Source organism: Candidatus Caldatribacterium sp. SIUC1 (genome assembly GCF_051549785.1).
Taxonomy (GTDB): Bacteria; Atribacterota; Atribacteria; order Atribacterales; family Caldatribacteriaceae; genus Caldatribacterium.
In genome coordinates this window covers 18,975-44,318 of sequence record NZ_CP189974.1, presented here as the reverse complement: position 1 = coordinate 44,318, position 25,344 = coordinate 18,975, and the positions used below count along the sequence as shown (strand labels likewise).

Genomic DNA, 25,344 nt, shown 5'->3' with positions numbered 1-25,344 from the left:
GACCTCCCAGAATGTGCTGAGGTGTTCTCCTTTATGGAGGACAAGAGGGTTCGGAAGACCGAGAAAGGTGCTCTGCTGCTTTTTCGTGATTTCGTTTGCTTTTTCTGGAGAAATAGGATATAATACCAAAAAATGCGGCGGGAATGATGCTTTTTGACCGTCCAGAATCTCCAGGAAATCAAAGAGTGGATTGGCTCTCTCGTCGGCCGAGAAGCCATTGTAGAGGTCAACAAAGGGCGCAAAAAGACCGTTGTTCGCAAAGGCGTCATTGAGGGGATTTACCCCTTCTTCTTCATCCTCAGGGTGGATGTCGACGGTACCGCTCAGCGCATGGCCTTCAACTACGTCGACATCCTCACCAAAACTGTAGAGCTCGAAATCCTGTAACCTCCCTGTCCCTCCATGGAGAGGCAATACCCTCATCCTTTCGAGGTGACGCTTGAGGAGGCCCTGCGCATCCAAGAGGATATCCGGCAAAAGGTTTCCCTCGAATTTCCCTTGAAAGACGAGGCTGTTACGCTTCTTGCAGGGGTTGACGTTGCCTACAACGCTCTTGGGCAAGCGGTGGCGGTTGTTGTGGTCCTGCGGTGGCCTTCTCTTGAGGTGGTCGAAGTGGCCTCGGGGGTGCATAAGCCCTCTTTCCCCTATGTTCCGGGTTTTCTCTCCTTCCGGGAAGGTCCGGCGATTGAAGAGGCTTTCCGGCGTCTTTCCGTTGTGCCGCACCTTTTCTTCTTCGACGGCCAGGGTATCGCCCATCCCCGGGGAGTGGGGATTGCCAGCCACCTGGGGGTCCTCTTTGGTCTTGTCTCTATTGGAGTGGCCAAAAAGCCCCTCGTGGGACATTTTCAGGAACCTGGGGAGAAGCGAGGTTCCTTCTCTTTTGTCGAATACCGGGGGAAGCGTGTCGGCGTTGTCCTGCGAACAAAAGACTGCACCCAGCCCGTATTCGTCTCTCCGGGAAACCGGATAGACTTAGAGAAAGCCCGGGAATGGGCCCTGAAGACGGCAAGGGGGTTTCGTCTTCCTGAGCCCGTGCGTTTAGCCCATATCTTCAGCGAACGGCTCAAAGGAGGAGAACACAGTGACCGAAGTGAATCTCTGGGCCTTTGAGGAAGAGCCGTCCACCGAGCACAGGGTGGTCATTACTGTTGTGGGGAAGGACCGTATCGGGATTATCGCTGCCATCACGTCCTGTCTTGCCGAGCACAGCGTCAACATCGAGGATATCACCCAGAAGATTCTCGGAGAGTACTTCACCATGATTCTTGTGGGTGATATCTCCCGCTGTTCGGTCTCGCTTTCAGAGCTTCGGGAGAGACTGGTCCGGCGGGGCGAAGAGGTGGGGGTCAAGGTGTACCTGCAGCATGCGAGCATCTTCCAGGTGATGCACCGCATTTAGGGGGGCACCATGCTTTTCGACCGCGCTGAGATCCTTGAGACCCTGCGGATGCTTGAGATTGAGAACCTCGATGTGCGAACAGTAACCCTGGGGATTTCGATCCTTGATTGCCGGGGGAAGGACTTCGAGGAAACGGTACAACGGGTGGTTGCCAAAATTCGCCGGTACGCCGCTTCTCTAAACGCCGTGGCCGATGAGGTCTCGGCCAAATACGGCATCCCCATCGTGAACCGCCGGGTGGCCATCTCTCCGGTGGCTCTGCTCCTTACAGGAGAAGAGGGAGAGGGCGTGCTGGATTTTGCGAAAGCCCTGGATGACCTTGCCCGGGAACTTGCCATCGACTTCATCGGTGGATTCTCGGCCCTGGTCCACAAGGGGGCCACAAAGGGCGATGTCCTCCTCATGGGGAGTTTGCCCGCTGTGCTTTCAGGGACCGAGCGTATCTGCGCCTCGGTGAACGTAGCGTCAAGCCGCACAGGTATTAACGTTGATGCCATCCTCACCATGGCACAGGTTGTGAAGGAAACGGCAGAGCGCACGAAAGACCGGGATGGTATTGGGTGTGCAAAACTCGTGGTTTTTGCCAACGCCCCGGAGGACAACCCCTTCATGGCGGGAGCGTTCCATGGCGTGGGGGAGGGGGAGGCGGTGGTGAACGTCGGGGTGAGCGGTCCGGGCGTGGTGAAGGAGGTCGTGCGCCGTCATCCTGGGGCGGATCTTGGGACCCTTGCGGAATTCATCAAGCGGACGGCCTTCAAGATCACCCGAGTGGGGGAGCTCATCGGGAGAGAGGTTGCCGGGAAACTCGGAGTGGCCTTCGGCATTGTGGATCTGTCGCTGGCGCCAACGCCCCGGGTTGGGGACAGTGTCGCCGAGATTTTGGAAGAGATGGGGCTTGAGCGATGTGGGGCGTGGGGGTCAACGCTTGCTCTGGCGCTTTTGACCGATGCCTGCAAAAAGGGTGGTGCCATGGCCTCCTCATCCGTTGGAGGCCTGAGTGGAGCGTTCATCCCGGTGAGTGAGGACGCAAGGATGAGCGAGGCGGTGGCGGTGGGGGCTTTATCTTTGGAGAAACTCGAGGCCATGACCAGTGTGTCCTCTGTGGGCCTTGACATGATTGCCATTCCTGGCGACACTCCCTGGGAGACCATCGCCTGCATCATGGCTGACGAAATCGCCATTGGGGTGATCAACCACAAGACCGTTGGCGTCCGCCTCATCCCGGTGCCCGGAAAGAGCGCAGGGGAGAGAGCCTGCTTTGGAGGGCTTCTCGGGGAGGCGACCATTATCCCCGTCAACCCCTATCGGGGTGCGCGGCTCATCCTCCGGGGTGGTCGCGTCCCCGCACCCCTGACGAGTCTTCGCAATTAACCCCTAACCTTTTTCCACGAGGTTCATGAGCCCCCCGGCAGCGATGATTTCCTGGAGGAAGGGCGGGAAGGGTCGAGCCCAGAAAATCTCCCCCGTGGTTTCGTTACGGATTTCCCCTCGGGCAAGGTCAATAGAGACCGTATCTCCCTCCCGGATTCCCCTTGCCGCTTCTTCGGACTCAAGGATAGGAAGGCCGATGTTGATGGCGTTCCGGAAGAAAATCCGGGCAAACGAAGCGGCCACAACGGCAGAAACCCCGCACCCCTTGAGGGCCAGGGGGGCGTGTTCCCGGGAGGAACCACAGCCGAAGTTTTTCCCGGCTACCAGAATGGTCGCTCCAGGAGTGATACGTTGGGGAAAGTGGGGATCCAGGCCTTCCATGCAGTGCTTGCCGAGTTCTTCGGGGTCGGTACTCGTGAGGTACCGGGCCGGGATGATGACGTCGGTGTCCACATTGTCTCCGAAAACCACTGCTTTTCCGCGAATCATGGGTCTCACCTCAGAGTCTCTCCGGGGAGGTAATGTACCCCGCAACGGCGGAGCTTGCCGCAATGTAGGGGTTGACAAGGTACACCTCGCTCGTCTCATGCCCCATCCGGCCGATGAAGTTCCGGTTTGTGGTTGAGGCGCAGCGTTCTCCTGAGGCCAGAACGCCGAGGTGTCCCCCAAGGCATGGGCCGCAGGAAGGCGGGGCAATGACCGCGCCGGCCTCAAGGAAGGTTTTGATGAGTCCTTCTTCTTCCGCTTGCCTCAGAACCCTGGGGCTTCCGGGAAAAACGAGAAGCCGCACGCCTTTTCGGACCTTCCGCCCTCGCAGGACCGAGGCTGCCATACGCAGGTCCTCGATGCGACCGTTGGTGCAGGAACCGATGACCACCTGGTCGATTTCGATTTTCGGGATGGCGTAGACCGAACGGGTATTGGAGGGAAGGTGAGGAAAGGCCACCTGGGGCTCAATTGCGGTGACGTCAATGTGGAAGACTTCCTTCCACTCCGCATCGGGATCGGAGGAAAAGAGCCTCGGGGTACGGGAAGTTCCTGTGGCGCGAACATAGGCGAGGGTGGTATCGTCTGGGGCAATGATACCGTTTTTGGCTCCTGCCTCTATGGCCATGTTGGCTATAGTGAAGCGTTCATCCATGGAGAGGGACTGGATGACCGGTCCCTCAAACTCCATGGCACAGTACCGGGCACCGTCGACCCCAATCTGGCCGATGATGAAGAGAATCAGGTCCTTCCCGGTGACGAAGGGTCGCCGTTCTCCCGAAAGGACGAACTTCAACGACTCCGGAACCCGGAGCCAGGTCCTCCCCAGAACCCAGGAGGCGGCAAGGTCGGTGCTTCCCATACCCGTGGCGAAGGCTCCCAGAGCCCCGTAGGTGCAGGTGTGAGAGTCGGCACCGATGACGAGATCCCCCGGGACCACAAGGCCGAGTTCGGGCAAGAGCACGTGTTCTATCCCGACCTCTCCCCCTTCAAAGAAGTGGCGGATGCCGTGCTTCTTTGCGAATTCCCGCATGAGCTTGACGTTTTCCGCTGACGAGATGTCCCGGGCGGGGGTATTGTGGTCCGCAACGAGGACGATTTTCTCGGGGTCTGCAATGGTTGCTATCCCCCGCTTTTCGAGTTCTTTGATGCTCAGGGGAGCGGTGATGTCGTTGGCGAGCATCACATCCACCGCGACTTCGACAAGCTCCCCGGGAACCACTCTGTCCTTTCCCGCATGGGCGGCGATGATTTTTTCGGTGATGGTCATCCCCATGGTCCATCAGCTCTCCCCGTAGTCCTTTTGAGGGTTGAGTTTTCGTTTTCTCTGGGCCATCCGGTTGATGGCCGAAAGATACGCTATGACGCTTGCCACCACCACGTCCTGGCTCGAACCCCGTCCGATGTACTCTTCATCCCCATCGAGGATGCGCACGATGACCTCGCCCAGTGCTTCGGTCCCTCCGGTGATGGACTGGAGGGTGTAATTCACGAGGTTTGAGGAAATACCGAGCATCTTACTGATGGCCTTGTAGGCAGCATCCACCGGACCAACTCCTGTGGCAACTCCCTCGAGCACCTCTTTCCCATCCTTCACCAGGCGTACGGTGGCAGTAGGCAGGATGTTGTTCCCACAGCACACGTGCACGAAATCCAGGTGGTAGATTTCCTCGGGTTTTGCCACCTCTTCAGAGACAATGGCCTTGAGGTCGTCCTCGGTGATGTCTTTCTTCTGGTCAGCGAGTTGCTTGAAGCGCTGGAATGCCTGGTTGAGCTCCTCTTCAGAGAGTTTATACCCGAGCTCCTCAATCTTTTTGGCGAAGGCGTGGCGCCCCGAGTGTTTCCCAAGGACCAGCACCCGGTCTTCCCGGCCGATGAGTCTGGCATCCATGATTTCGTAGGTGAGTTTTTCTTTGAGTACTCCGTCCTGGTGGATTCCAGACTCGTGGGCGAAGGCGTTCTGACCCACAATGGCCTTGTTCGGTTGGACAAGCATTCCCGTGCGCTGGCTCACGAGGCGACTCGTGCGGTAGATTTCCTGGAAGTTGAGGTTTGTCTCGGCCTGGAAGAAGTCCCGGCGGACGTACAGGCTCATGGCAATCTCTTCCAAGGCGGCGTTTCCCGCTCGCTCACCAATGCCGTTTATGGTGCACTCCACCTGTCCGGCGCCGGCAAGGACAGCAGCAAGGGAATTGGCGGTGGCAAGGCCAAGGTCGTTGTGGCAGTGCACGCTCAGGACGACCTTTTCAATACCCCTGGTGTTTTCTAAGAGGTATTTAATGAGCTCCTGCATTTCAAAAGGTGTGATGTATCCAACCGTATCGGGGACATTGATGATGGTGGCACCTGCCTCAATGACCGCTGCGTAGACCCGGCTCAGGTACTCCCAGTCTGAGCGGGTGGCGTCTTCGGCAGAAAACTCCACATCGGCAACGTACTTTTTCGCCCTTTTCACTGCCCATACTGCCTGCTCCAGGGCCTCTTCTCGGGAAAGGCGCAGTTTGTGTCGTAGGTGAATGTCTGAGGTGGCAATGAAGGTATGGATGATAGGGTGCTCGGCGTTTTTCAGGCACTCCCAGGCGATGTCAATGTCTTTGTCTTTGGCCCGGGCCAGGGCACAAACGGCCCGGCCCTTCACGTTGTCTGCGACGAGTTTTACCCCCTCGGCGTCTCCCGGAGAGGCAATGGGGAAGCCTGCTTCGATGACGTCGACGTTTAAGCGGGCAAGCTGCAGAGCAATCTCCAGTTTCTCTTGGGCGTTCAGGGCAACCCCCGGAGATTGCTCGCCGTCTCTTAAAGTTGTATCGAACACACGGATACGCCGCATCATCACCCCTCCTTCTTCAGCCAGGGCATCATGTTCCTTAAGGTCTTGCCGACCTTTTCGATGAGGTGCTCGGCGTCCTTCTGGCGGAGCGCATGGTACACCGGGCGGTTCGCCTGGTTCTCGAGAATCCACTCCCGGGCAAATGTTCCATCCTGGATTTCGGCGAGAATCTTTTTCATCTCCGCCTTCACCTGGTCGTTGATGATTCGTGGTCCCCGGGTGAGGTCACCGTATTCAGCAGTGTCGCTGATGACCTGGCGCATGTGCATGAGGCCACCCTCGTACACAAGGTCCACGATGAGCTTCATCTCGTGGAGGCACTCAAAGTACGCCACCTCCGGCTGGTAACCCGCCTCAACCAGGGTCTCAAAACCGGCCTTGATGAGGGCGGTGAGACCACCACAGAGCACGGCCTGCTCTCCGAAAAGGTCGGTTTCCGTCTCTTCGGCAAAGGTGGTTTCAAGAACCCCTGCCCTCGTGGCGCCAATACCCTTGGCGTAGGCCAGGGCGATGTCCTTGGCCTGGCCTGTAGCGTCCTGGTACACGGCCACAAGGGAAGGTACCCCTTTCCCCTCAAGGTACATCCGCCGCACGAGGTCCCCAGGACCCTTCGGAGCCACCATAATGACATCGACATCTGCAGGGGGGATAATCTGGTGGTAGTGGATGTTGAATCCGTGGGAGAACATGAGGGCCTTGCCTTTCGTGAGGTGAGGAGCAATGGATTCCCGGTAAATCGCTGGCTGGTACTGATCAGGGGCAAGCATCTGGATGATGTCGCCTTGTTCTGCCGCCTCTTTAGCGCTCACGGGTTCAAACCCTGCGTTTTTCGCCTTCTCAAAACCGGGGGTTCCGGGGAGCTCTGCAACGATGACGTTGAGGCCGCTGTCCCGCAGATTCTGAGCCTGGGCACTCCCCTGGCTCCCGAAACCAATGATGGCGATGACCTTCCCCTTCAGGATGTCGAGGTTAGCGTCCTGGTCGTAGTACATTTTCGCCATGGTTCATCCTCCTTTTATAGGGATTGACTGCCCCGTGCCAGAGCTATCCGCCCTGTACGGGTCATCTCAATGATACCGTACTTTCGCAGGAGTTGCTCTAAGGCATCGATTTTATCCGGGGTCCCGGTGACCTCCACGATGAGGCTCTCTTCGTCAACATCGACAATGCGAGCCCGGAAGATTTCCGCAGTCTGGGCGATTTCTCCCCGCAGGTTCGAGGGAGCATGGACCTTGATGAGCGCCAGTTCCCGGTCGACCACCGGGGTGTTGGCAAAATCGCTGACCTTGATGACCTCGATGAGCTTGTAGAGTTGCTTGGTAATCTGCTCGAGGACGTGCTCATTTCCGGTGACAACGAGGGTGATCCGGGAAATGCTGGGATCCTGGGTTGGCCCGACTGCGAGGCTCTCGATGTTGTATCCCCGCCGGGCAAAAAGCGACGCTACCCGAGCCAGAACCCTTGGTTTATTCTCCACAAGGACCGCAATGATGTGTTCCACACCGTCACCTCCTTCACTCGAGAATCATCTCTTCCAGAGATTTTCCAGGTGGCACAAAGGGGAGGACGTTTTCTTCCTCCTCGATGTGGCAGTCCACAAGGACTGGTCGGTCTTCTGTCTTCAGGGCCTCATCGATGGCCCGGTCGAGCTCGTCTTTTGTGGTGACCGAAATACCCACTGCTCCGAAGGCCTGGGCAACCCGGGCGATATCCGGGTTCACGAGGCGTGTACAGGAATACCGACCCCGATAGAGACACCCCTGCCACTGGCGGACCATCCCGAGGAACTCGTTGTTCATCACGAAGATTTTGATGGGGAGGCAGTAATTCACGGCGGTCACGAGTTCCTGAATCTTCATGAAAATGCTCCCGTCACCGCTAATGAGGATGACGGTCTTGCCGGGATTGCCCACCTGGGCTCCGATGGAAGCTGGCAGTCCATACCCCATAGTTCCAAGCCCCCCGGAACTCGCCCAGGTCCGCGGCTTCTCCCGGGGGTATTTCTGGGCAGCCCACATCTGGTGTTGTCCCACGTCGGTCACGACAACCGTGTCGAGGTGCTTCGTTTTCTCGTAGATTCGTTCAATAACCTGGTGGGGGAGGAGTTTCTTGCTCTCCCGATACTTTGGAGTGTACTCCCTTTTCCACTGCGCAATCTCCTCGCGCCATTCAGGGTGGGTCATGGGTTCAAGGCGCTTCACGATTTCGGCGAGGACCATCCGGGCATCGCCCACGATGGGGATGTGGGGTTTCACGTTTTTGCCGATTTCTGCCGGGTCGATGTCGATGTGGATGATTCTGGCGTGGGGGGCAAAAGTGTCGAGTTTCCCCGTCACCCGGTCGTCAAAACGAGCCCCGACGGCGATGAGGAGATCGCAGCGCATAACGGCTTTATTGGCCCAGTACGTTCCGTGCATGCCGAGCATTCCCAAAGACAGGGGATGGCTTTCGGGGAAAGCCCCCTTCCCCATAAGCGTATGCACCACGGGGATATCGGCTTTGGTGGCAAGTTCAAAAAGGACCTCAGAGGCCCCTGAGGCGATAACACCTCCACCGACGTAGAGGAGGGGACGTTTTGCCTCCCCGATGGCCTCAGCGGCGAGTTTGATTTGCTTGGCGTGGCCCTTGTAGGTTGGCCGATACCCTGGGATTTTGATTTTCTCGGGATAGACGAGCTCAATCATTTTCTGCTGCACATCACGGGGGAGGTCCACAAGCACCGGTCCCGGGCGGCCGGAAGAGGCAAGGTAGAATGCCTCCCGGATCACGTAGGGCAGGTCTTCGGCGTTTGTCACCAGGAAGTTGTGTTTGGTGATGGGCATGGTGATGCCGGTGGTGTCGGCCTCCTGGAAGGAGTCTTTGCCGATGAGGTGAGTGAAAACCTGCCCGGTGAGGGCCACAATGGGGATGGAATCCATGTAGGCTGTAGCAAGACCTGTCACGAGATTCGTGGCTCCTGGCCCGGAAGTGGCGATGCACACCCCCACCTTCCCTGTGGTCCGGGCGTATCCATCGGCAGCATGAGCTGCCCCCTGTTCGTGTCGCACGAGGATGTGATGGATCTCGGGAGTGTCAAAGAGGGCATCGTAAATGTCAAGGACTGCACCACCGGGATATCCGAAGATGAACTCCACGCCCTCTTTCTTCAAAAGTTCCACAAGAACCTGGGCGCCTTTCATGCGCATAGTCTTCACCTCCTTTTCAGGACATGCTTGCACCAAGGGATGCGGAGGAGGCGAGTTTCGCAAAGCGAGCCAGAATCCCCCGATCGTAACGGGGTTTTGGTGGAACGAAAGCCCTTTTGCGTTGCTCAAGTTCTTCCCCGCTCACCAGAAGCTCAATCCTTCGGTTAGGGATGTCGATGAGGATTTCATCCCCATCCCGGACGAGAGCGATTGGCCCTCCCACGAAGGCCTCAGGCGCCACGTGCCCAACACATGGTCCCCGGGTGCCACCCGAAAATCTCCCATCGGTCACCAGGGCCACGTCTTTCGCCAGCCCCATACCCACAATGCTTGAGGTTGGGGCGAGCATTTCCCGCATGCCTGGACCTCCCCGGGGACCTTCAAAGCGGATCACCACGACCGAACCTTTGGTGATTTTCCCCGAGGTGATGGCCTCCATGGCTTCCTCTTCGCTGTTGAAGCACACCGCTTTCCCCCGGAACACACGCACGCTCTCGTCTACCGCTGCTTGTTTCACCACTGCTCCCTCTGGAGCAAGGGACCCAAAGAGCACTGCGATGCCACCTTCGCGGTTGTAGGGGTTGTCGAGGGGTCGAATCACCGAGCGGTCCACAAAGCTCACAGACCTCTGGATGTCCCGGATGGTTTTCCCCGAAACCGTCCAGGTATCTTCGAGGAGGTCCCCCAGGGTGGCTAAAAGGGCAGGGATGCCCCCGGCGAACTCCAGGTCCTCCATGAAGAGGTCCCCTGCCGGCTCAAGGAGCACGAGGTGGGGGATTTCCCGGGAAAGCTCGTCGAACGTCCCAAGAGAAATGCTCTCAAGCCCAAGTTCCCGGGCAAGAGCGAGAAGGTGCAGGACGGTGTTGGTTGATCCCCCAAGGGCCAAGTCCACACGGATGGCATTCCGGAGGGCTCTTTCGGTGAGGATGCTCCGGGCGTTCCGTCCTTCTCTGACGAGCTCCACGATGCGCTTGCCGCTTTCGTAGGCAATACGCCGCTTTTTCGCCGATACCGCAAGAGCCGTTCCGCACCCCGGGAGGCTCATGCCCATGGTCTCCACAAGGCACGCCATGGTGTTCGCGGTGTACAGTCCCTGGCAGGACCCTCCTCCAGGGCAGGCTTCTTCTTCAAGGGCGAAGAGCTCGGCCTCGTCGATATCGCCTTTCCGGTACCGTCCCACCGCCTCGAAGGTATCCCGCACAAAAGCTAAGCGTCGTCCCCGGTACCGTCCGGAGAGCATGGGACCGGCGGTGACGAAGATGGCTGGGATGTCAAGGCGGGCTGCAGCAAGGAGCATGCCCGGGGTGATTTTGTCGCAGTTTGTGAGGAGGACAACGCCGTCAAGGGCGTGGGCCTCGACGACCGATTCGATGGCGTCGGCGATGATGTCCCGACTGGGGAGAGAAAAGCGCATCCCCTCATGCCCCATGGCGATACCGTCGCAGATTGCCGGAACTCCAAAGACAAAGGGCGTTCCTCCTCCCGCCTCCACTCCCCGTTCGATGAAGCGCTCGAGTTCCCTCATGTGGATGTGTCCGGGAACGAGGTCCGAAAAGGCACTGGCAATGCCAATGAGCGGTCTTTTCAGACCTTCCCGGGTGATGCCTGTAGCAAAGAAGAGCGAACGGTGTGGACAGCGGTCAACGCCTTCGGTGACCCTTGTGCTTCGCATGGTATTCCTCCTTTCTGGCCTTTTGAACAAAAAACCCTCGCCCCGAAAGGGGCGAGGGTTTTCCCCGCGGTACCACCCTTTTTACCCGCAAAAGCGGGTCGCTTTTTCCTCGTAACGGGAGGCTTCCGGGCCGCCTACTACCTTCAGCCAGCCGCTCAAGAGGCGAGCTTCGGTGTCGCTTTGGACCTGCTTCCACCTTCCCGCAGGCTCTCTGGACCGCCGCGAGCACCTACTGTTCCCCTTCGTCGCTTTTCCTTTCTCCGGTGTTGTGAGAGAATATAGCACACGGGAGCTCGTTTTGCAATGGGGGTGGGGATTTTGGCACCACAGGCCTTTGTTTCCTTTAGCGGCGGGAAGGACTCGCACCTGAGCCTCTGGAAGGCAAGGCAAGCAGGCCTTGACGTTGTGATGCTCCTCTCCATGCTCAGGGAGGATGGCGAGAAATCCGCGTCCCATCGCATTCCTGCGGCAATCCTACGCCGCCAGAGCGAGGCAATGGGCATTCCCATTCTCCTTCGCCCCACGTCCTGGACGGAGTACGAGGAGAACTTCCTTGCTTGTCTTTTTGCGTTGAAGGAGAGAGGAATCACCTTTGGGGTTTTTGGGGATATCGATCTTATGGAGCACCGGGAGTGGGTGGAACGGGTTTGTCGAAAGGCTGGTGTCGTCCCTTTCTTGCCCCTTTGGGGGAAGGACCACAAAGAGGTTGCCCTTGAAGTGGGACGTGTGGGTTTTGAAGCATACGTCATCGTGGTGAAAGACGGCCTGGTGCCCCGGGATTTCCTTGGAAGAAGGTACGACGAGGGTCTTGTTGCCGAACTCCTTGCCCTGGGTATTGACCCCTGTGGGGAGGGAGGGGAATTCCACACCCTGGTGGTTTCCGGTCCCCCGTACCGGCATCGCCTTCCGTGTACTCTCGGGAGTCCCCGGTTTGACGGCAAGTGTCATTACCTTGAGGTTTGGTGATGCGCCGTGAAACGCCCAAAGGGGATTCGTTTTGTGACTCAGACGGCGATGTTTTTCACCCTGACACTCCTTGTGCAGGCTTTCGGTTTCCCCCAGATGCTTACCGGTCCTCTGGTAAACGCCTTTCTGCTCCTCTCGACCATTTTCTCCGGTATTTTGAGCGGCATCATCGTTGGCCTTTTCACTCCCTGGATGGCTCTTGTGCGGGGTATCCTTCCCGCACCCCTGAGCCCCATGGTACCTTTCATCATGTTGGGCAACGGAGCACTGGTGACGGTTTTTGGACTTCTGGCAAAGAGGCAATCCCTGTCCTTTGAGATTGTAGGAGTTTGCCTTGGGGCTTTGGTGAAGTATCTCATCCTCTCTCAGGCGGTTCGGTTCCTCGTTGCCGTTCCTCCCCCTGTTGCCCGAGCCATGCAGGTTCCCCAGCTTGTCACCGCTCTCCTTGGAGGGGCCATTGCTCTGAGTCTTTCCCGGGCTGTTGAGCGGACCCGTCTTCCCGGAAGGCGCGCTTCAGGGTGAAGAAGAACCGGCTCCCTCCCTGAGGTCGGTTTTCCACGCCCACCGTGCCTCCATGGCGCTCAACAATTTCCCGCACGATGGCAAGACCAAGCCCCACACCACCACCTTTCCGGGAACGGGACTTCTCCACCCGGTAGAATCGCTCAAAGATGAAGGGGAGGTCATTTTCTGGAATCCCTGGGCCCTCGTCGAGCACCGAGACGGTCACCACATCTTTCCTTTCCTCCGCCTCAATGGTGACAGTGCTGCCCTCCGGGGAAAAGAGGATGGCGTTATGGAGGAGGTTGGTGAGGACCTGAGCAAGGCGGTCACGGTTGCCGAAGACCACAAGGGGGAGGGCAAGGTGGTTTTCGACGTTCACGCGTTTTTCCCGGAGAAGCGGAGTGAGTTTGAGGACAACTTCCCGGGTGAGGACAGCAAGGTCTACCGGTTCCATCTCCCATCGGACCTTTCCTGACTCCATGAGGGAAAGGTCCAAAAGATCCCGGATGAGCCTGGACATCCGCAGGGTTTCCTCGTAGAGGAGGGGCAGGTATTTTTCCCGGAATTCTTCGAAAGAAATGACACCGTCAAGGACGGCCTCGAGAAATCCCTGGATAGCGGTGAGGGGGGTCTTGAGCTCATGAGACACATCGGCGATGAACTGCCGGCGGAGTTCTTCGGCCCGACGGAGCTCGGTGATGTCCTGAATCACCCCCACGGCCCCGTAGAGCACTCCTTCGTCCTCAAGCGGAGCAACCCGGACGATGAGGCGCTTTGAACGGAACATGCACTCCCCCTGGGTAGCGATACCGCTTTTGAGGGTTTCCTGGAAAAGCGCAGCGACATCTTGGGGGAGAACCTCATCAATTCGGGCTTTCCCCTCAAGAGAGGTTTCGAAAACCTCCTGGGCTTTGGGATTTGCCGAGAGGATGCGTCCCTCAAGGTCCAGTGCCACCACACCCTCCTTGAGGGCAAGAAGGATGTTCTCAATTTCCCGCTTTTCCCTCTCTAAAGTTCTGATGGTTCGCTCAAGCTCCTGAGAGAGGGTGTTGAAATCCCGGGCGAGCTGTCCGAGCTCCTCTTCGGGGGGAATTTCCAGGCGCTTGGTGTAATCTCCTGAGGCTATGGCCCGGGCCATGGTACGCATTTTCTGAAGCGGCACGGAGAGGGAACGGGAGAAGAGAAACGCCAGGACCATGGCCAGAGGAAAGGCCACAAGACCGGACCACAGGAGGAGGTACCGGAAGGCCTTCACGGTCATCCGGATATCCGCAAGGGGAGTAGAGAGGAAGAGGACTGCTTGAGGCGGAGCATCAGGAGGCAGGGGGAGGGCAACAACAAGCATCTCCTGGTGGAGGACAGGGAGCACTCCCTGGAAGGTCACCGCCTTACCCTGGCGAAGGGAGTTCTCGAGTTCCTGGAGGGGAAAGGCGCGCCGGAACATTGCCCCGGGGCGCATCATCTGGGGACCATGGCGGAGCGGGGAGTCTGGGGCAAAGAGACGGTTCAAGGGTACAAGGAGCACATGAATGCCCTCGCTCAGGCGCTTCACGGTCTCGGGGATTTCCTGGGTGGGAGACGTGAGAACACTGGCGATGAGTTCCCCCCGCCTTTTCAGCTCCCGCTCCTTCAGGGAGAGGTAGAACTGGCCGAAAAGCTGCGACATGCTGGCAAAAAGCACCGCATAGGTCACGGTGAGGATGAGGAGTGACGAGAGGAAGAACTTGCCAAAAAGCGTCCGCTTCATGGTTCCTCGAGCTCGAGCTTGTATCCGTAGCCCCACACGGTTTTGATGAGGGGCGGAGCCCCGGCAGCCTCGAGTTTCTCCCGGAGGCGCTTGATATGGGTATCCACGGTCCTTGTGTCTCCGAGGAAGTCATACCCCCAGACCTCTTCAAGGAGCTTCTCCCGGCTGAAAACGCGGTTGGGGTGGAGGGCGAGGAAATAGAGAAGCTCGAATTCCTTCGGTGTTGTGCTGATGGGAGTTCCCTGTACCAGGACCTTTCTGGCCTCGTGGTCGATCACAAGAGGTCCAAGGCGAACGACCTGGTGTTTTGCAGTATCCTGGGGTTTCCCTCGCCTGAGGACCGCCTTGACCCGGGCCACAACTTCCCGGGGGCTGAAGGGTTTGGGAACGTAGTCATCGGCCCCCAGTTCGAGTCCGAGAATCCGGTCGACCTCTTCACCTCGGGCGGTGAGCATGATGATGGGGATTGTGGAGAAGCTCCGGATTTCCCGGCAAACCGTCCAGCCGTCCTTTTTCGGGAGCATGAGGTCAAGGAGCACGAGGTCAAAGGAATGACGCTTCACCGCCTCAACCGCAGCCTCTCCGTCGTACACCACCGTGACCTCAAAACCCTCTCGCTCAAGGTACAGGCGGAGGATTTCCCCCACAGACGGTTCGTCATCCACAACGAGGATTCTCCCCATGGCTTTCCCATTCTATAAAAAGCCACACCCCAGGGCAAGGGGGGAAGGAGGGGGGCCCTGGGGTGTGGCTCCCAAGGAGGGAGTACTCAGAAGAACCTCGGGCAGAAGCCTTGAGGACCTCTTTCGCCCATGCCCCACCCAAAAGGTGGGAGGTTCTTTAACTGCTCCGGTGTGAGCACGTTCAGTATCTGCTGGTACATATCCTTCCTCAGGGCTGAGAGTTCCCCCTGGAGGTCCAGGATTTCTGTGATTTTTGCCCGGATGCTCTCTGCAACTTCCTGCGTGGCTTCTTTGAGCTGAAGTTCCCGAAGCTCCAGAACCTTTACCTGAATCTGGGCTTTGAGGTCCGCCGCTTTGGCGAGAAAGTCCTTCTCAATATCCAAGATTCTAGCCTTCTGCTCATCGGAGAGGGTGATGCTCCCCAGACCCCAGCGTATTCCTCGACCTTCCTGGGGACCCCAGACATTCTCCGGTCCTCTGCCGCCGAATCGGGGTGCAGCAAAGGCCAGTGCCGTTACAAAGAGCGTTGCCAGTACTCCAAGAACCACCGGGATAGTGAACCGCTTCATGTTCTCAACCTCCTTCTGTGTGATGTTGCCTTTACTGTACCGCAGAACTGTGACGATTCTTTGGGGGAACTGTGACGGTTTTGTGAAACGTCGAGGGTTTCTCTGAGCTTTTTCAGGGCGCGTCTTTTGTGGATGCGCACCGACCGGCGGGATATGCCCAGGTGCTCTGCGGTTTCCTTTTCCGAAAGTCCCTCAAAGAAGAGGAGCTCAACCACCCTGCGTTGCTTGGGAGAGAGGACCTCAAGGGGAAGGGCAATACGTCTCTTTTGGGAAGGACGGAAAAGGTGGGGGAGCCGTTCCATTTTCTCAGGAGGAAGGGGCACTTCCCTCCAGGGCCTTCCCACACTGAGCCCCTCTTCCTTGAGCCTCCTATTCCAGAGATAGAAGAGATGCCGTGATGACATAGCGCCACCTCCAGGTGTCGTGTGGGCTGGATTATACCAAAAGGAATGAGTTATGACAAGAGGAATATTAGTGGAAAGAGAGGCTCAAAAGGACTTTCCCCACAATCCGGACTGGGCGGTCAACGAAGACCAGCGGGGGGTAAGCGGGATTAGCCGATTGGAGGATGACCGTGCTGCCCTGGAAAAACACCTGTTTGATGCAAAGTCCCTCATCCTCGATGTCCACGACGCCGATGTCCCCGGACTGGACCTCGATGTCCGGGGAAAAGATGACGAAATCCCCGTGAACGATGCCTTTCCCAATCATTGAATCCCCCCGGGCCCGCACGGCGAAAAGCCGGAGCCCTGCTCTGTGGGCCTGGCCAGTGCGCAGAGAAAGGAGGGACTCGTTGAGCGGAACCGCTCCCACGATGTACTCCTCAAAGCCGTTGACGGGTGTCCCGCAGGGAATTTCTCCCGAGAGAAGGGGAACGGAGACCTCGCCTTCCTCCACGGCAAATAGCATCCCTTCCGCAAGCCCAAGGAGGAGGGCGATTTCCTTCTCGCTGGCTCCTAAGGCTTTAGCCACTTTCAGGATGGAGTCCCGGTCGGGGTCCCGAAGGCCCCGGAGCCACCGGGAGATGGCCGACTGGGATACCCCCGAGAGCCGGGCGAGTTCGAACTGGCTGATGTTCTTCTCCTTGAGTTTTTCCCTAAGCCACTCTCGAAAGCCCATAGTCTCCTTCATTTTACCACATTGCCCTCCGGACTCACCCCTTGACAGGGATGAGTGAGTTTCCTACAATGTTTTTGAACGATTGTTCAGGGCAAGTGCTCACAGAGAGGGGGAGCGTTCTTGACGTCAGAGGAGAAGAACGAGGACCTGCTCCTTCTTTACGAGATAGCCCGCCTGTACTACGAGGATGGCCTGACCCAGGAGGAGATTGCCGCACAACTCGGTTTCTCCCGCTCTCGCATCCAGCGGCTTCTTGAAGCAGCCCGCCGGCAGGGCATTGTGGAGATTCGTCTGGTGAATCCGGCAACCACCTTCACCGAGCTTGAGGAGCAACTTGTGCAGCGCTTCCGTTTGAAGAAAGCCGTTGTGGTTCCTGCCTCCTTATGGTCTCCGGCCCTTATCCGCCGGAGCATTGGTCGGGCCGCAGCCCGCTATCTTGAGTCCGTGCTTCGGGATGGGGATGTGCTGGGCATTGGATGGGGGCGAACCGTGTACGAGGCGCTGCATTTCTTTGAACGGAAAATTGCCCTTACGGTGGTACCCCTTATCGGAGCCGTGGGCCAGATAGAGGTGGATTTCCAGGTGAACGAGCTGGGGCACCAGCTGGCAAAGAGAATCGGAGGGTTCTTCGTTCCCCTGTACGCCCCGGCTCTTGTGGATAGCGAAGACATTGCCCGGGCGCTGTGCTCGGACCAGAGCGTCCGTCGGGTGGTGGAGCTCTGGGACGAGGTTCAGGCGGCCGTTGTGGGCATGGGGGACCCCCGGAAACCCGGCTCAATCGTCCCGAAGTTCTTCCTCAGCGACCCCCAGTCAGCGGCGGTTCTTGAAAAGGGAGACGTTGTGGGGGATATCCTCTACCACTTCTTGCGCAGAGACGGGTCCCTGGCCGACGAAGCATTCGACCGGCGGGTGATGAGCATTCCTCTGGAGAAGCTCAGGAACATCCCCTATGTTCTTGGTCTTGCTGGTTCTTTAGAGAAGCTCGAGGTGCTTGAAGCGGTCCTTCGGGGAGGGTACATCAACGTCCTCGTGACGGACAGTGAAGTAGCAAAGGTGCTCCTTGAGCGAGGAGCAGGGGAAACCTGAAGGGGGGTGAGAAGCCGGGTAGAAGAGACCTTTTGAGCTTTTGCGATTTTTTCTCGTAGACTCTTGCGGAAAGGAGGGAATTCCATGAGGCGAGCGGTTGTCTGGGGAGTTGTAGTGGTGTGCCTCTTCGCTGTGGCAGTGGCTCATGCGGATATCACCCTGACCAATGCTTCCGGGGAATCCATTACCTTCACCGAAGAAGAGCTTGGGACCATTGCAGCCTCTGGGGAAAAGCCTTTTGAGGGTATCACCATTACGGTGACTGTGAATCAGGGTGGGCCAAAGGGCGGTATTTCCGGGCCACTCTATGAGTGGCGGGATGCCTGGGAACAGATTACCGGGGCAAAGCTCAACATCGTTGAAATTCCCTATGCGGAGCACTATCCCAAGGTCATGACGGATCTCATGACCGGTACTGGCCAGTACGACGGATTCTTCATCGGATCTGACTGGATGGGCGAGCTCGTGGCCGGTGAGTACATTATTCCCATCGACGACTATATGAAAGATCCTCGTTTCCCCAAGTGGGATCCCGATTCACTCCCGCCCTCTATCCGCACGCTCTACACCTGGGGCGACAAATGGTATGGGCCGCTCAACGACTGCGACGGGCAGATTCTCTACTACCGTAAGGACATCCTGACAAACCCTGACTACCGGGCGAAGTTCAAGGAGAAGTACGGCTATGAGTACAACATCCCGCCGAAGACCTGGGACGAGCTCTACGATATCTCGGAGTTCTTCAACGGATGGGACTGGAACAACGATGGGGAACCGGATTCAGGTATCGTCATGCACCTCAAAGTCGGTGCCCAGGGGATGTACCACTACGCCTCACTTTCTGCTCCCTTCTGCATCCTTCCTGGGGAAAAGGTCGACAAGTACCACAATGTCTACTGGTTTGACCCCGAGGACATGACGCCCCTCATCAACAGCGAGGGCCACGTCAAGGCTTTGGAGTTCCAGCTCAAGCTCCAGAAGACCGGTCCCGATGCCCAGGTGGCCTGGAGTCTGGGTGAAGCCTGGGACTACTTCCTCCGGGGGAAAGCGGTGTTCACTTTCTCTTGGGGTGACGTGGGTTCTCTGGTCCAGGATGAGACTCGCTCGAAGATCAAAGGAAAACTCGGGTGCTCCATTCTCCCCGGAAGCTACGAAGTGTACGACCGTTCCCAGGGGAAATTCGTCAGGTTCGACACCCCAAACGTTTGGGGGAACACCACCGGCGGTTCCTGGCACGGGGTGATTTCGGCCCTTTCAAAGCACCCTGAGGTTGTGTACCACCTCCTGGCGTTCCACGCCACGAACAAAATTAGCCTCTGGAACGTCCAGAGGGGTTGGACCGGTGTTGACCCTGGGGCCCGCTTCCATTTCCTGCCGCCTTACGGTACGGCAAGCCTTGACGACTATGTAGCGAACGGGTTCAACCCTGAGGACGCCAAGGAATACCTCAAGGCCTACTACGATAACTTCTTTGCCCCCAACATCGCACCGTACCTGCGGATTCCTGGTGGGAACGAATACTGGGTGGCGCTGGACCGTCACCTCTCTGAGGCTTACACAGGCCAGGTCTCGGCAAAAGAGGCTCTTGACCGGGTGGCAAAGGACTGGGAAGATATTACCAACCGTTATGGACGTGAGGAGCAGCTTAAGGTGTACCAAGAGTCCATTGGGTACGGAAAGTGAGGGAACGGTTGGGGAGGGAGGAAAACCTCCCTCCCCGTGAGGGGGGATAAACGTGAAAAGGAAACGCATCAAGTACTTCTTTCTATTCCCCTCAATTTTCTGGGTTTTGGCTTTTACCATTTTCCCCCTAGTGTACTCTCTGAGCCTTACGCTCTTTCGGGTACGTCTGGGGAAACCTGCCCGTTTTGTAGGCCTGGCGAACTTTGCCCGGATTCTGAGCGATTACAAGATGTGGCATTCGCTGCGCATAACCCTTGTCTACGTTGCTGTGACGGTGGCGCTCCAGGTTATCCTGGGGCTTTTGATCGCCCTCCTCTTCCACCAGGAGATCAAGGGGAAATCCCTGTTCCGGGCTCTACTCATTCTTCCCATTTTCTGTACCCCGGTGGCGGTGGGATACCTTGGCTTGACGGTTTTTTACGAAGAGGGTGGACCCATTAATAGCATCCTCATGAGTTTTTTTGGCACCAAAATTCCCTGGCTTTCGAATCCCTTTTGGGCCTGGGTGGCGATTCTGCTTCTTGATATCTGGCAGTGGACGCCTTTCTGTTTCCTGGTTATCCTCGCGGGACTCCAGTCACTTCCTGAAGAAATCTACGACGCAGCGTACCTTGATTCCTCTTCGGAATGGGAAATTTTCCGGAAAATTACTTTTCCCATGGTTCAGCCGGTCATTGTTATTGTTTTGCTCCTGCGTCTCATTGAATCCTTCAAAATCTTCGATGTGGTGTACAGCCTCACCGGTGGAGGTCCGGGAACTTCAACAGAGGTTTACTCTCTTTTCACCTACCGGACCGGTCTCAAGTTCTTCGACTTCGGATATGCCTCAGTTCTGGGGTATCTTTTGCTTGCCATGGTGTCGGTGGTCGTGAACATTTTCTTCCGCCGGATTCGGGAAGTTTACGGGTAGGAGGAAATTATGGGAGTTGTCAGGAAACGCTCAAAAGTTGCCCTGGTTTTCCGATACGTTCTCGTTGGCATTATCCTCTTCTGGGCGCTCTTTATGATTTACTGGGGCGTGGTGACCTCACTCAAGCCTCCTGCAGAGACCTTTACGGTGACCGGGCTCTCGGTGCCCTTCATCCAGTTTCGGCCGACCCTTGAGAACTGGCGGACAGAACTCTCGGTGCGGGAGAGTCGTATGGCTCTTCTCAATAGCATCGTTGTGGCGATTTTCGCTACCCTTATTGCTATGGCTTTGGGGGTTCCTGCGGGGTATGCTCTGGCCCGGTTTAAGTTCCGACGAATTCGCAATCGCGACCTCACCATATGGTACCTCTCGCAGCGGGTTCTCCCTCCTGTGGTCGTGGTCATCCCCTTTTTCCTCATCATGCGAACCCTGCGTCTTCTCGATACTCGTTTAGCCCTCATCCTTGTGAACGCCACGTTTACCCTGCCCTTTGCGGTGGTGATCACCCGACAGGCCTTTCAGGAACTCCCGGTGGAACTTGAGGAAGCAGCAGCTGTTGATGGGTGTTCCGAGTTCACCGCTTTCTGGAAAATCGCCCTGCCTCTTGCAGCTCCCACGATTGTTGCCGTGGTGGCGATATGCGTGGCCTTTACCTGGAACGAGTTCCTTTTCGCCCTTTCTCTGACTTCGCTTCGAGCCAAAACGTTCCCCGTGTACCTTGCAGGTGCTGAGGACACCCGAGGGGTACAGTTCTGGTTCATGGCCACACGGTCTATTCTCGCCCTGGGGCTTCCTGTTGTTCTTGCCGTAGCGATTCAAAAGTACATCGTCCGGGGATTGACCTTTGGTGCCGTCAAAGGATGAGGAGAACCCACCATGCCCCTGGTTCCATCAGGTATGCTTCTTCGCCTGGCCGAAGAAGGGAACTTTGCCCTTCCGGCCTTCAACGTTCCTGTGCCTGAGTTCATCCTCTGGATTCTTGAAGAAGGCGAAAGGCTGAGGTCTCCCGTCATCATTCAGGTTGCCCCGGTGGAGTACCAGGCGCTGGATATCCGCATGTTCTACGGAGCCCTCCTGTTGCTTTCCGAACGCTTTTCCATCCCCTTTGCCTTTCACCTTGACCATGCCCACAGGGTGGAGGAAGTTCTTTGTGCCCTCCGCAACGGGTGCTCATCGGTGATGATTGACGGTTCTCGTCTCCCCTTCGAGGAGAATGTTGCCGTGACACGAGATGTTGTTGCCCTTGCGCATCCCCTGGGAGTGCTCGTTGAGGGGGAACTCGGGAAAGTTGGAGGGCTTGAGGGCGACGAGGACGACGACAATGGCGACGCCTTTACCTCCCCCGAAGGGGCGGAAGAGTTCGCCCGGAGGACGTCTGTTGACCTTCTGGCGGTAGCGGTGGGTACCCGCCACGGTTTCTACGACAGAACGCCAGAGCTTCAGCTTGACCTTATTGAGGAAATTCGACACCGGACTCGCCTTCCTCTTGTCCTCCATGGGGGAAGTGGAACGCCTCAGGAAGAGCTCCAGAAAGCCGTGGTGCGTGGCGTGCGGAAAATCAATTTCAGCACCGCACTTCGGGCAGAGTACCTGCAGGCTTTTCGGAATTTTGTGGAAGAACACCCTGGTGACGTGGCCGTCCACAGAATGCTCCCCTCTCTGGCTTTCCGGGTGAAAGAAGTGGTTCGGGAATGCATTGTTGCCTCACTGGCGCAGGGCAGGGTATAATGGGGCAAAAACTGCGGAGGGAGACGACTTGGAGCCCTTCCTTGAGTTCCTCAAAGGTACCAGGGTCTGTCTCTGCGATGGCGCCATGGGGACGGAGCTCCTCCGGCGGGGGTACCCCAAAGATGCTCCTCTTGAGCTTGCCAGCATAACGCATGGAGATCTCGTGCGGGGAATCCACGAGGAGTACCTTGCCTCCGGAGCGCAGCTTCTTGAAACCAATACTTTTGGTGCCAACGCCCTGAAGCTCTCGCTTTTCGGCCTCGAGGAAAAGGTCGAGGAGATTGTTCTTGCCGGAGTGCGTCTGGCAAAAGAGGTGGCCCGGGGTCGGGCGTATGTCCTGGGAAGCGTTGGTCCTCTGGGGAAGCCGGTGGGCAAGGGCCTTGGGGTTGAGGACGACAGGGCCAGGGAGTGCTACAGACAGCACATTGGAGCCCTCCTTGAGGGTGAGGTCGATGCCGTTCTCTTTGAGACCATGACCTCAACTCACGAGGTTGCTCTGGCTGTGGAAGTGCTGCGGTCTTTTGACCGGAATGTCCCGTACCTGGTGCAGTTCTCCTTTTTCCCCGATGGTACCACTCCTTCCGGGGACTCACTCCTTCGGGTTCTTGAGTTTTTGAAGAGCCTCGACGCCTGTGTGGTGGGTATCAACTGTGGTAGCGGACCTCACGAGGCCGTATGGATCCTCGAGCAGTTCTCCCGGCACCTTCCCGGTCCTTTCTCTGTCCAGCCCAATGCCGGGTACCCCCAGATCATCCAGGGGCGGATGGTCTATGGAGCCCCACCGGAGTACTTCGCCTCTTTCGCTGGGACCTTCGTGCGTCTGGGGGCAAAAATCCTCGGGGGGTGCTGCGGCACAACTCCTGAGCACATCAGGGCCCTGGCTCAAGCCATTGAGCACCTCAGGGAAGGAACGACCCTCGAAGTCCTCGAACCCGAGAGGGAAGCAGTTTCTGAAGCTCCCTTTCCTCCCTCGACTTTTGCTGAGAAACTCGGGAAGCGGTTCGTCTTCACCGTGGAAATTACCCCCCCTAAAGGGACTAACCTGGAAGGGGTTAAGGAGGGTGTGCGTCTCCTCAAAAGGGCAGGGGTCGATGCCGTGAATATTTCCGATTCCCCTATGGCCCGGGTTCGCATCTCCCCCATTGCCCTGGCGCATATCCTCAAGGAGGAACTCGGAGTGGAATCCATCGTCCACTTCACCTGTCGGGACCGAAACCTCATCTCTCTCCAGTCGGAGCTCCTTGGAGCCGCAGCCTTAGGAGTGCAGAATATCCTTGCCCTCACCGGAGACCCGCCTTCTGTGGGGGACCATCCCTTTGCTCGGCCGGTTTTTGAGGTGACCTCGGAGGGACTGGTGCTCATCCTGAGCCGGTTGAATAGCGGCGTGGATTTTGCTGGGAACCCCCTCGGGAAGGCTACGAACTTCACCATTGGGGTTGCCCTAAACCTCAACGCCCAAGACCTTTCTCAGGAGATTGAGCGCCTGAAGAGGAAAATCGATAACGGGGCGCACTTCATCCTCACCCAGCCCATTTACGACCCCAGGGATTTAGAGAGGTTTTTCGACCTTTTCCGTGGTTCTTTGCCGCCTCTTCTTGGGGGCATTCTGCCGCTCAGGTCTTTCCGCCACGCGGAGTTCCTGCACCACGAGGTTCCAGGTATCGTCATTCCTGAGCGCTTGCGAGCCCGCATGGCGCAGGCCGAAGACCCAAAGCGCGAGGGAGTTGCCATTGCCCTTGAAGTGATCCGGGGCATCAGGGACATGGTGGCAGGAATTTACCTCATGCCGCCTTTTGAACGGTACGAAATGGCCGTGGCCATCATCGAGGCCTTTCGGAAGGAGGGAAAAGAGGGTGCTTGAGTGGTCTGACCGTTTTTCCATTGGTGTTCCCGAGATTGACGACCAGCATCAGGAGCTCTTCCGTCAGGTCAACCGTCTCCTTGAGGCCTGTTCTCAAGGGACGGGGAAGGCGCTTCTCCCGGAAATCTTTGATTTCCTCGGGAAGTACGCTGTGGAGCACTTTGCCACCGAAGAACGGTACATGGAACGGTACGGGTATCCGGGGTTTGCGGAGCACCGGAAAGTGCATCAGGATTTCGTGCAGACCTTCCTGCAGTTCCGCCAGCAAGCCGAGGCCCAGGGCCCGGGAGTTCACCTCGTGGTGCAGGTGAACAGGGTGCTTGTGGACTGGCTCAAAAACCACATTCTCGGGATGGACCAGGAAATGGGGAAGTTTCTCCAACAAGCCCTGAAAAGGTGAAGGGGAATGCTTAGAGTGTGGGGTATTCAGAGGGCAAAGGGCCCTTTCCCTGTGTTCTTCTCGTCCACGGCTCTGGGGCAAACGACCGGGACGAAACCGTCCTGGTCTGCAAGCCCTTCAGGGACCTGGCGCTGGGTTTAGCGTGGGAAGGCATTGCCACATTCCGGTACGATGAGAGGACCTATGTCCATGGAGCGAAGATTGCCCAGATGCTGCCTTCCTTCACGCCGCTCCGGCGAGATCCCTCCCCGAGCTTGTTCCTGAGCAGATGGAGCACCTTTTCAGTCTCGATGGTACCGTGGACGAGAACGAAGCCAGGCAGATTGAGGCGGTGAGGAGAACCGTCGTTGCCCTTCAAGAACGTTCTCTTCGGGACGATGAGGCCGTGTCGTATCTTGGAGGGTATGCCCGCTACAAAACCGCTGCTCTCATCCCTACCCTTAAAAGGGTAGGGATGAGAGCAGCGGCCAGGGGGCTAAAATGGAAGCACGAGGCGAACAAATGTTGTCCGGGTTCTGCCCGACAAGCAACAAAGGCAAACGCTTGAAATTATCGGGGACCGCTGTGCTGCCCTCTGGAACACCGTCCAGTACAGGTGTAGACAAGCTTTCTTCAAGGGTGAACCCGTGCCTTCCTACGAAACCCTGTGCTCCGAGTTCAAGGAGCACCCGGCGTATAAAACCCTGCCCGCCCACATAGGGCAGGAGGTCATAAAGAAAAGCAAGGAAGGCGTGGGATTCGTTCTTCGCGCTCTTGCGGCTGTACCGCAAGGGCGAGATGGAGAGGCCGCCGCGCATACCCCGCTACTTGAAGGACCGCCGCACGAGAAGGCGCACGTTTCGCATCATCCCCGTCAAGGCGCCCACGTCCTACGCGCTGGACTCCCGCACCCTCTCCCTCACCCTGTCGAGGGACCTCCGGGAAAAGCACGGAGGCCGCCTGGTCCTAAAAACGAAGGGTGTCCTGCGCTTCCACGGTACCCCAAAAACCCTGGAACTCAAGTACGACTGGGTGAAGCGGCGCTGGTACGCCCACCAGGTGGTGGAAGTGCCGGAGCCGGTGAGAAGAACCCGACCTGAGAAGCACGCCGCCCTGGATTTAGGTGCCAGAACGCTTGCTGCACTGGCCATCGAAGGATGACACCGCCA

At 57.6% G+C, this 25,344-nt stretch carries 27 protein-coding genes and 1 other annotated feature; of the genes, 15 read left to right on the top strand and 12 right to left on the bottom strand.

Annotation, left to right across the window (positions count from 1 at the left end; genetic code table 11):
• The first annotated feature begins 153 nt into the window (after positions 1-153).
• The 4 genes from ACP6EK_RS00240 to ACP6EK_RS00225 are packed head-to-tail and all read left to right on the top strand — an operon-like array spanning position 154 to position 2,770.
• Positions 154-387, top strand: a complete 234-nt coding sequence (locus tag ACP6EK_RS00240) for a Veg family protein (RefSeq protein WP_438316242.1) — start codon at positions 154-156, stop codon at positions 385-387.
• Positions 388-402: 15 nt separating this feature from the next.
• The gene (locus ACP6EK_RS00235; protein WP_438316239.1) at positions 403-1,110 is read left to right on the top strand and encodes an endonuclease V; all 708 of its coding nucleotides are present in this window, start codon (positions 403-405) and stop codon (positions 1,108-1,110) included.
• Complete coding sequence (locus ACP6EK_RS00230; protein ID WP_438316236.1) at positions 1,082-1,399, top strand: ACT domain-containing protein; 318 nt, start codon at positions 1,082-1,084, stop codon at positions 1,397-1,399. Before ACP6EK_RS00235 ends, ACP6EK_RS00230 begins: the two co-directional genes overlap by 29 nt.
• A 9-nt stretch (positions 1,400-1,408) precedes the next feature.
• Complete coding sequence (locus tag ACP6EK_RS00225; protein ID WP_438316233.1) at positions 1,409-2,770, top strand: PFL family protein; 1,362 nt, start codon at positions 1,409-1,411, stop codon at positions 2,768-2,770.
• Between the two features lie 3 nt (positions 2,771-2,773).
• Here the strand turns inward: ACP6EK_RS00225 and ACP6EK_RS00220 are convergent, their stop codons facing one another.
• From ACP6EK_RS00220 to ilvD, 7 genes are read right to left on the bottom strand one after another with little or no spacing between them, the layout of a single operon-like run.
• Positions 2,774-3,259 carry a 3-isopropylmalate dehydratase small subunit gene (locus tag ACP6EK_RS00220; protein ID WP_438316230.1) on the bottom strand — a complete coding sequence of 162 codons (486 nt, stop codon included), beginning with the start codon at positions 3,257-3,259 and terminating at the stop codon, positions 2,774-2,776.
• 10 nt (positions 3,260-3,269) lie between these two features.
• The gene (gene leuC / locus ACP6EK_RS00215) at positions 3,270-4,532 is read right to left on the bottom strand and encodes a 3-isopropylmalate dehydratase large subunit (protein ID WP_438316227.1); all 1,263 of its coding nucleotides are present in this window, start codon (positions 4,530-4,532) and stop codon (positions 3,270-3,272) included.
• A 6-nt stretch (positions 4,533-4,538) separates the two neighbouring features.
• Positions 4,539-6,083, bottom strand: coding sequence for a 2-isopropylmalate synthase (locus tag ACP6EK_RS00210; RefSeq protein WP_438318766.1), 1,545 nt, complete (start codon positions 6,081-6,083; stop codon positions 4,539-4,541).
• A gap of 2 nt (positions 6,084-6,085) precedes the next feature.
• Positions 6,086-7,084 (bottom strand): ketol-acid reductoisomerase, encoded by a 999-nt coding sequence (gene ilvC, locus ACP6EK_RS00205; protein WP_438316225.1) that lies wholly within the window; start codon positions 7,082-7,084, stop codon positions 6,086-6,088.
• A 14-nt stretch (positions 7,085-7,098) separates the two neighbouring features.
• Entirely contained in the window at positions 7,099-7,584 is a 486-nt protein-coding gene (ilvN, locus tag ACP6EK_RS00200; RefSeq protein ID WP_017873207.1) for an acetolactate synthase small subunit, read from the bottom strand.
• Between the two features lie 13 nt (positions 7,585-7,597).
• Positions 7,598-9,268 (bottom strand): biosynthetic-type acetolactate synthase large subunit, encoded by a 1,671-nt coding sequence (gene ilvB / locus ACP6EK_RS00195; protein WP_438316221.1) that lies wholly within the window; start codon positions 9,266-9,268, stop codon positions 7,598-7,600.
• Between the two features lie 16 nt (positions 9,269-9,284).
• Positions 9,285-10,940, bottom strand: a complete 1,656-nt coding sequence (gene ilvD / locus ACP6EK_RS00190) for a dihydroxy-acid dehydratase (RefSeq protein ID WP_438316218.1) — start codon at positions 10,938-10,940, stop codon at positions 9,285-9,287.
• Positions 10,941-10,984: 44 nt separating this feature from the next.
• Positions 10,985-11,195: a binding site (T-box leader), on the bottom strand.
• 54 nt (positions 11,196-11,249) lie between these two features.
• Here ilvD and ACP6EK_RS00185 point away from each other — a divergent pair.
• The gene (locus ACP6EK_RS00185; protein WP_438319013.1) at positions 11,250-11,906 is read left to right on the top strand and encodes a diphthine--ammonia ligase; all 657 of its coding nucleotides are present in this window, start codon (positions 11,250-11,252) and stop codon (positions 11,904-11,906) included.
• 6 nt (positions 11,907-11,912) lie between these two features.
• Entirely contained in the window at positions 11,913-12,428 is a 516-nt protein-coding gene (locus ACP6EK_RS00180; protein ID WP_438316215.1) for an ECF transporter S component, read from the top strand.
• Here the strand turns inward: ACP6EK_RS00180 and ACP6EK_RS00175 are convergent.
• From ACP6EK_RS00175 to ACP6EK_RS00155, 5 genes are all read right to left on the bottom strand, one after another.
• Positions 12,340-14,157, bottom strand: coding sequence for an ATP-binding protein (locus ACP6EK_RS00175; protein WP_438316213.1), 1,818 nt, complete (start codon positions 14,155-14,157; stop codon positions 12,340-12,342). The two genes, ACP6EK_RS00180 and ACP6EK_RS00175, sit on opposite strands and share 89 nt — an antisense overlap.
• Positions 14,154-14,840 (bottom strand): response regulator transcription factor, encoded by a 687-nt coding sequence (locus ACP6EK_RS00170; RefSeq protein WP_438316210.1) that lies wholly within the window; start codon positions 14,838-14,840, stop codon positions 14,154-14,156. Before ACP6EK_RS00170 ends, ACP6EK_RS00175 begins: the two co-directional genes overlap by 4 nt.
• Positions 14,841-14,926: 86 nt before the next feature.
• Positions 14,927-15,409, bottom strand: a complete 483-nt coding sequence (locus tag ACP6EK_RS00165; protein WP_438316207.1) for a Spy/CpxP family protein refolding chaperone — start codon at positions 15,407-15,409, stop codon at positions 14,927-14,929.
• On the bottom strand, positions 15,406-15,813 hold the full coding sequence (locus tag ACP6EK_RS00160) for an RNA polymerase sigma factor (RefSeq protein ID WP_438316204.1): 408 nt from the start codon (positions 15,811-15,813) through the stop codon (positions 15,406-15,408). Before ACP6EK_RS00160 ends, ACP6EK_RS00165 begins: the two co-directional genes overlap by 4 nt.
• 67 nt (positions 15,814-15,880) lie before the next feature.
• The gene (locus ACP6EK_RS00155) at positions 15,881-16,540 is read right to left on the bottom strand and encodes a LexA family protein (RefSeq protein WP_438316201.1); all 660 of its coding nucleotides are present in this window, start codon (positions 16,538-16,540) and stop codon (positions 15,881-15,883) included.
• Between the two features lie 108 nt (positions 16,541-16,648).
• On the opposite strand from ACP6EK_RS00155, the gene ACP6EK_RS00150 reads away from it, so the two are divergent.
• The 9 genes from ACP6EK_RS00150 to ACP6EK_RS00110 all read left to right on the top strand — a co-directional run bounded on the left by ACP6EK_RS00150 (position 16,649) and on the right by ACP6EK_RS00110 (position 25,336).
• A complete protein-coding gene (locus ACP6EK_RS00150; RefSeq protein ID WP_438316198.1) occupies positions 16,649-17,614 on the top strand; it encodes a sugar-binding transcriptional regulator in 966 nt (321 codons plus the stop codon).
• A gap of 84 nt (positions 17,615-17,698) precedes the next feature.
• Positions 17,699-19,297, top strand: a complete 1,599-nt coding sequence (locus ACP6EK_RS00145; RefSeq protein ID WP_438316196.1) for an extracellular solute-binding protein — start codon at positions 17,699-17,701, stop codon at positions 19,295-19,297.
• A gap of 52 nt (positions 19,298-19,349) precedes the next feature.
• Positions 19,350-20,207: a carbohydrate ABC transporter permease gene (locus ACP6EK_RS00140; protein ID WP_438316193.1), complete on the top strand. Its 858-nt coding sequence runs from the start codon at positions 19,350-19,352 to the stop codon at positions 20,205-20,207.
• Positions 20,208-20,216: 9 nt separating this feature from the next.
• Complete coding sequence (locus tag ACP6EK_RS00135) at positions 20,217-21,071, top strand: carbohydrate ABC transporter permease (RefSeq protein ID WP_438316190.1); 855 nt, start codon at positions 20,217-20,219, stop codon at positions 21,069-21,071.
• Positions 21,072-21,083: 12 nt separating this feature from the next.
• Positions 21,084-21,935 (top strand): class II fructose-bisphosphate aldolase, encoded by an 852-nt coding sequence (locus tag ACP6EK_RS00130; protein WP_438316187.1) that lies wholly within the window; start codon positions 21,084-21,086, stop codon positions 21,933-21,935.
• Between the two features lie 85 nt (positions 21,936-22,020).
• On the top strand, positions 22,021-23,796 hold the full coding sequence (locus ACP6EK_RS00125) for a bifunctional homocysteine S-methyltransferase/methylenetetrahydrofolate reductase (protein ID WP_438319010.1): 1,776 nt from the start codon (positions 22,021-22,023) through the stop codon (positions 23,794-23,796).
• Positions 23,789-24,196 (top strand): bacteriohemerythrin, encoded by a 408-nt coding sequence (locus ACP6EK_RS00120; protein ID WP_438316184.1) that lies wholly within the window; start codon positions 23,789-23,791, stop codon positions 24,194-24,196. Before ACP6EK_RS00125 ends, ACP6EK_RS00120 begins: the two co-directional genes overlap by 8 nt.
• A 268-nt stretch (positions 24,197-24,464) precedes the next feature.
• Positions 24,465-24,743, top strand: a complete 279-nt coding sequence (locus ACP6EK_RS00115) for a hypothetical protein (protein ID WP_438316181.1) — start codon at positions 24,465-24,467, stop codon at positions 24,741-24,743.
• A 230-nt stretch (positions 24,744-24,973) separates the two neighbouring features.
• Positions 24,974-25,336, top strand: coding sequence for a hypothetical protein (locus ACP6EK_RS00110; protein WP_438316179.1), 363 nt, complete (start codon positions 24,974-24,976; stop codon positions 25,334-25,336).
• Positions 25,337-25,344: the final 8 nt, after the last annotated feature.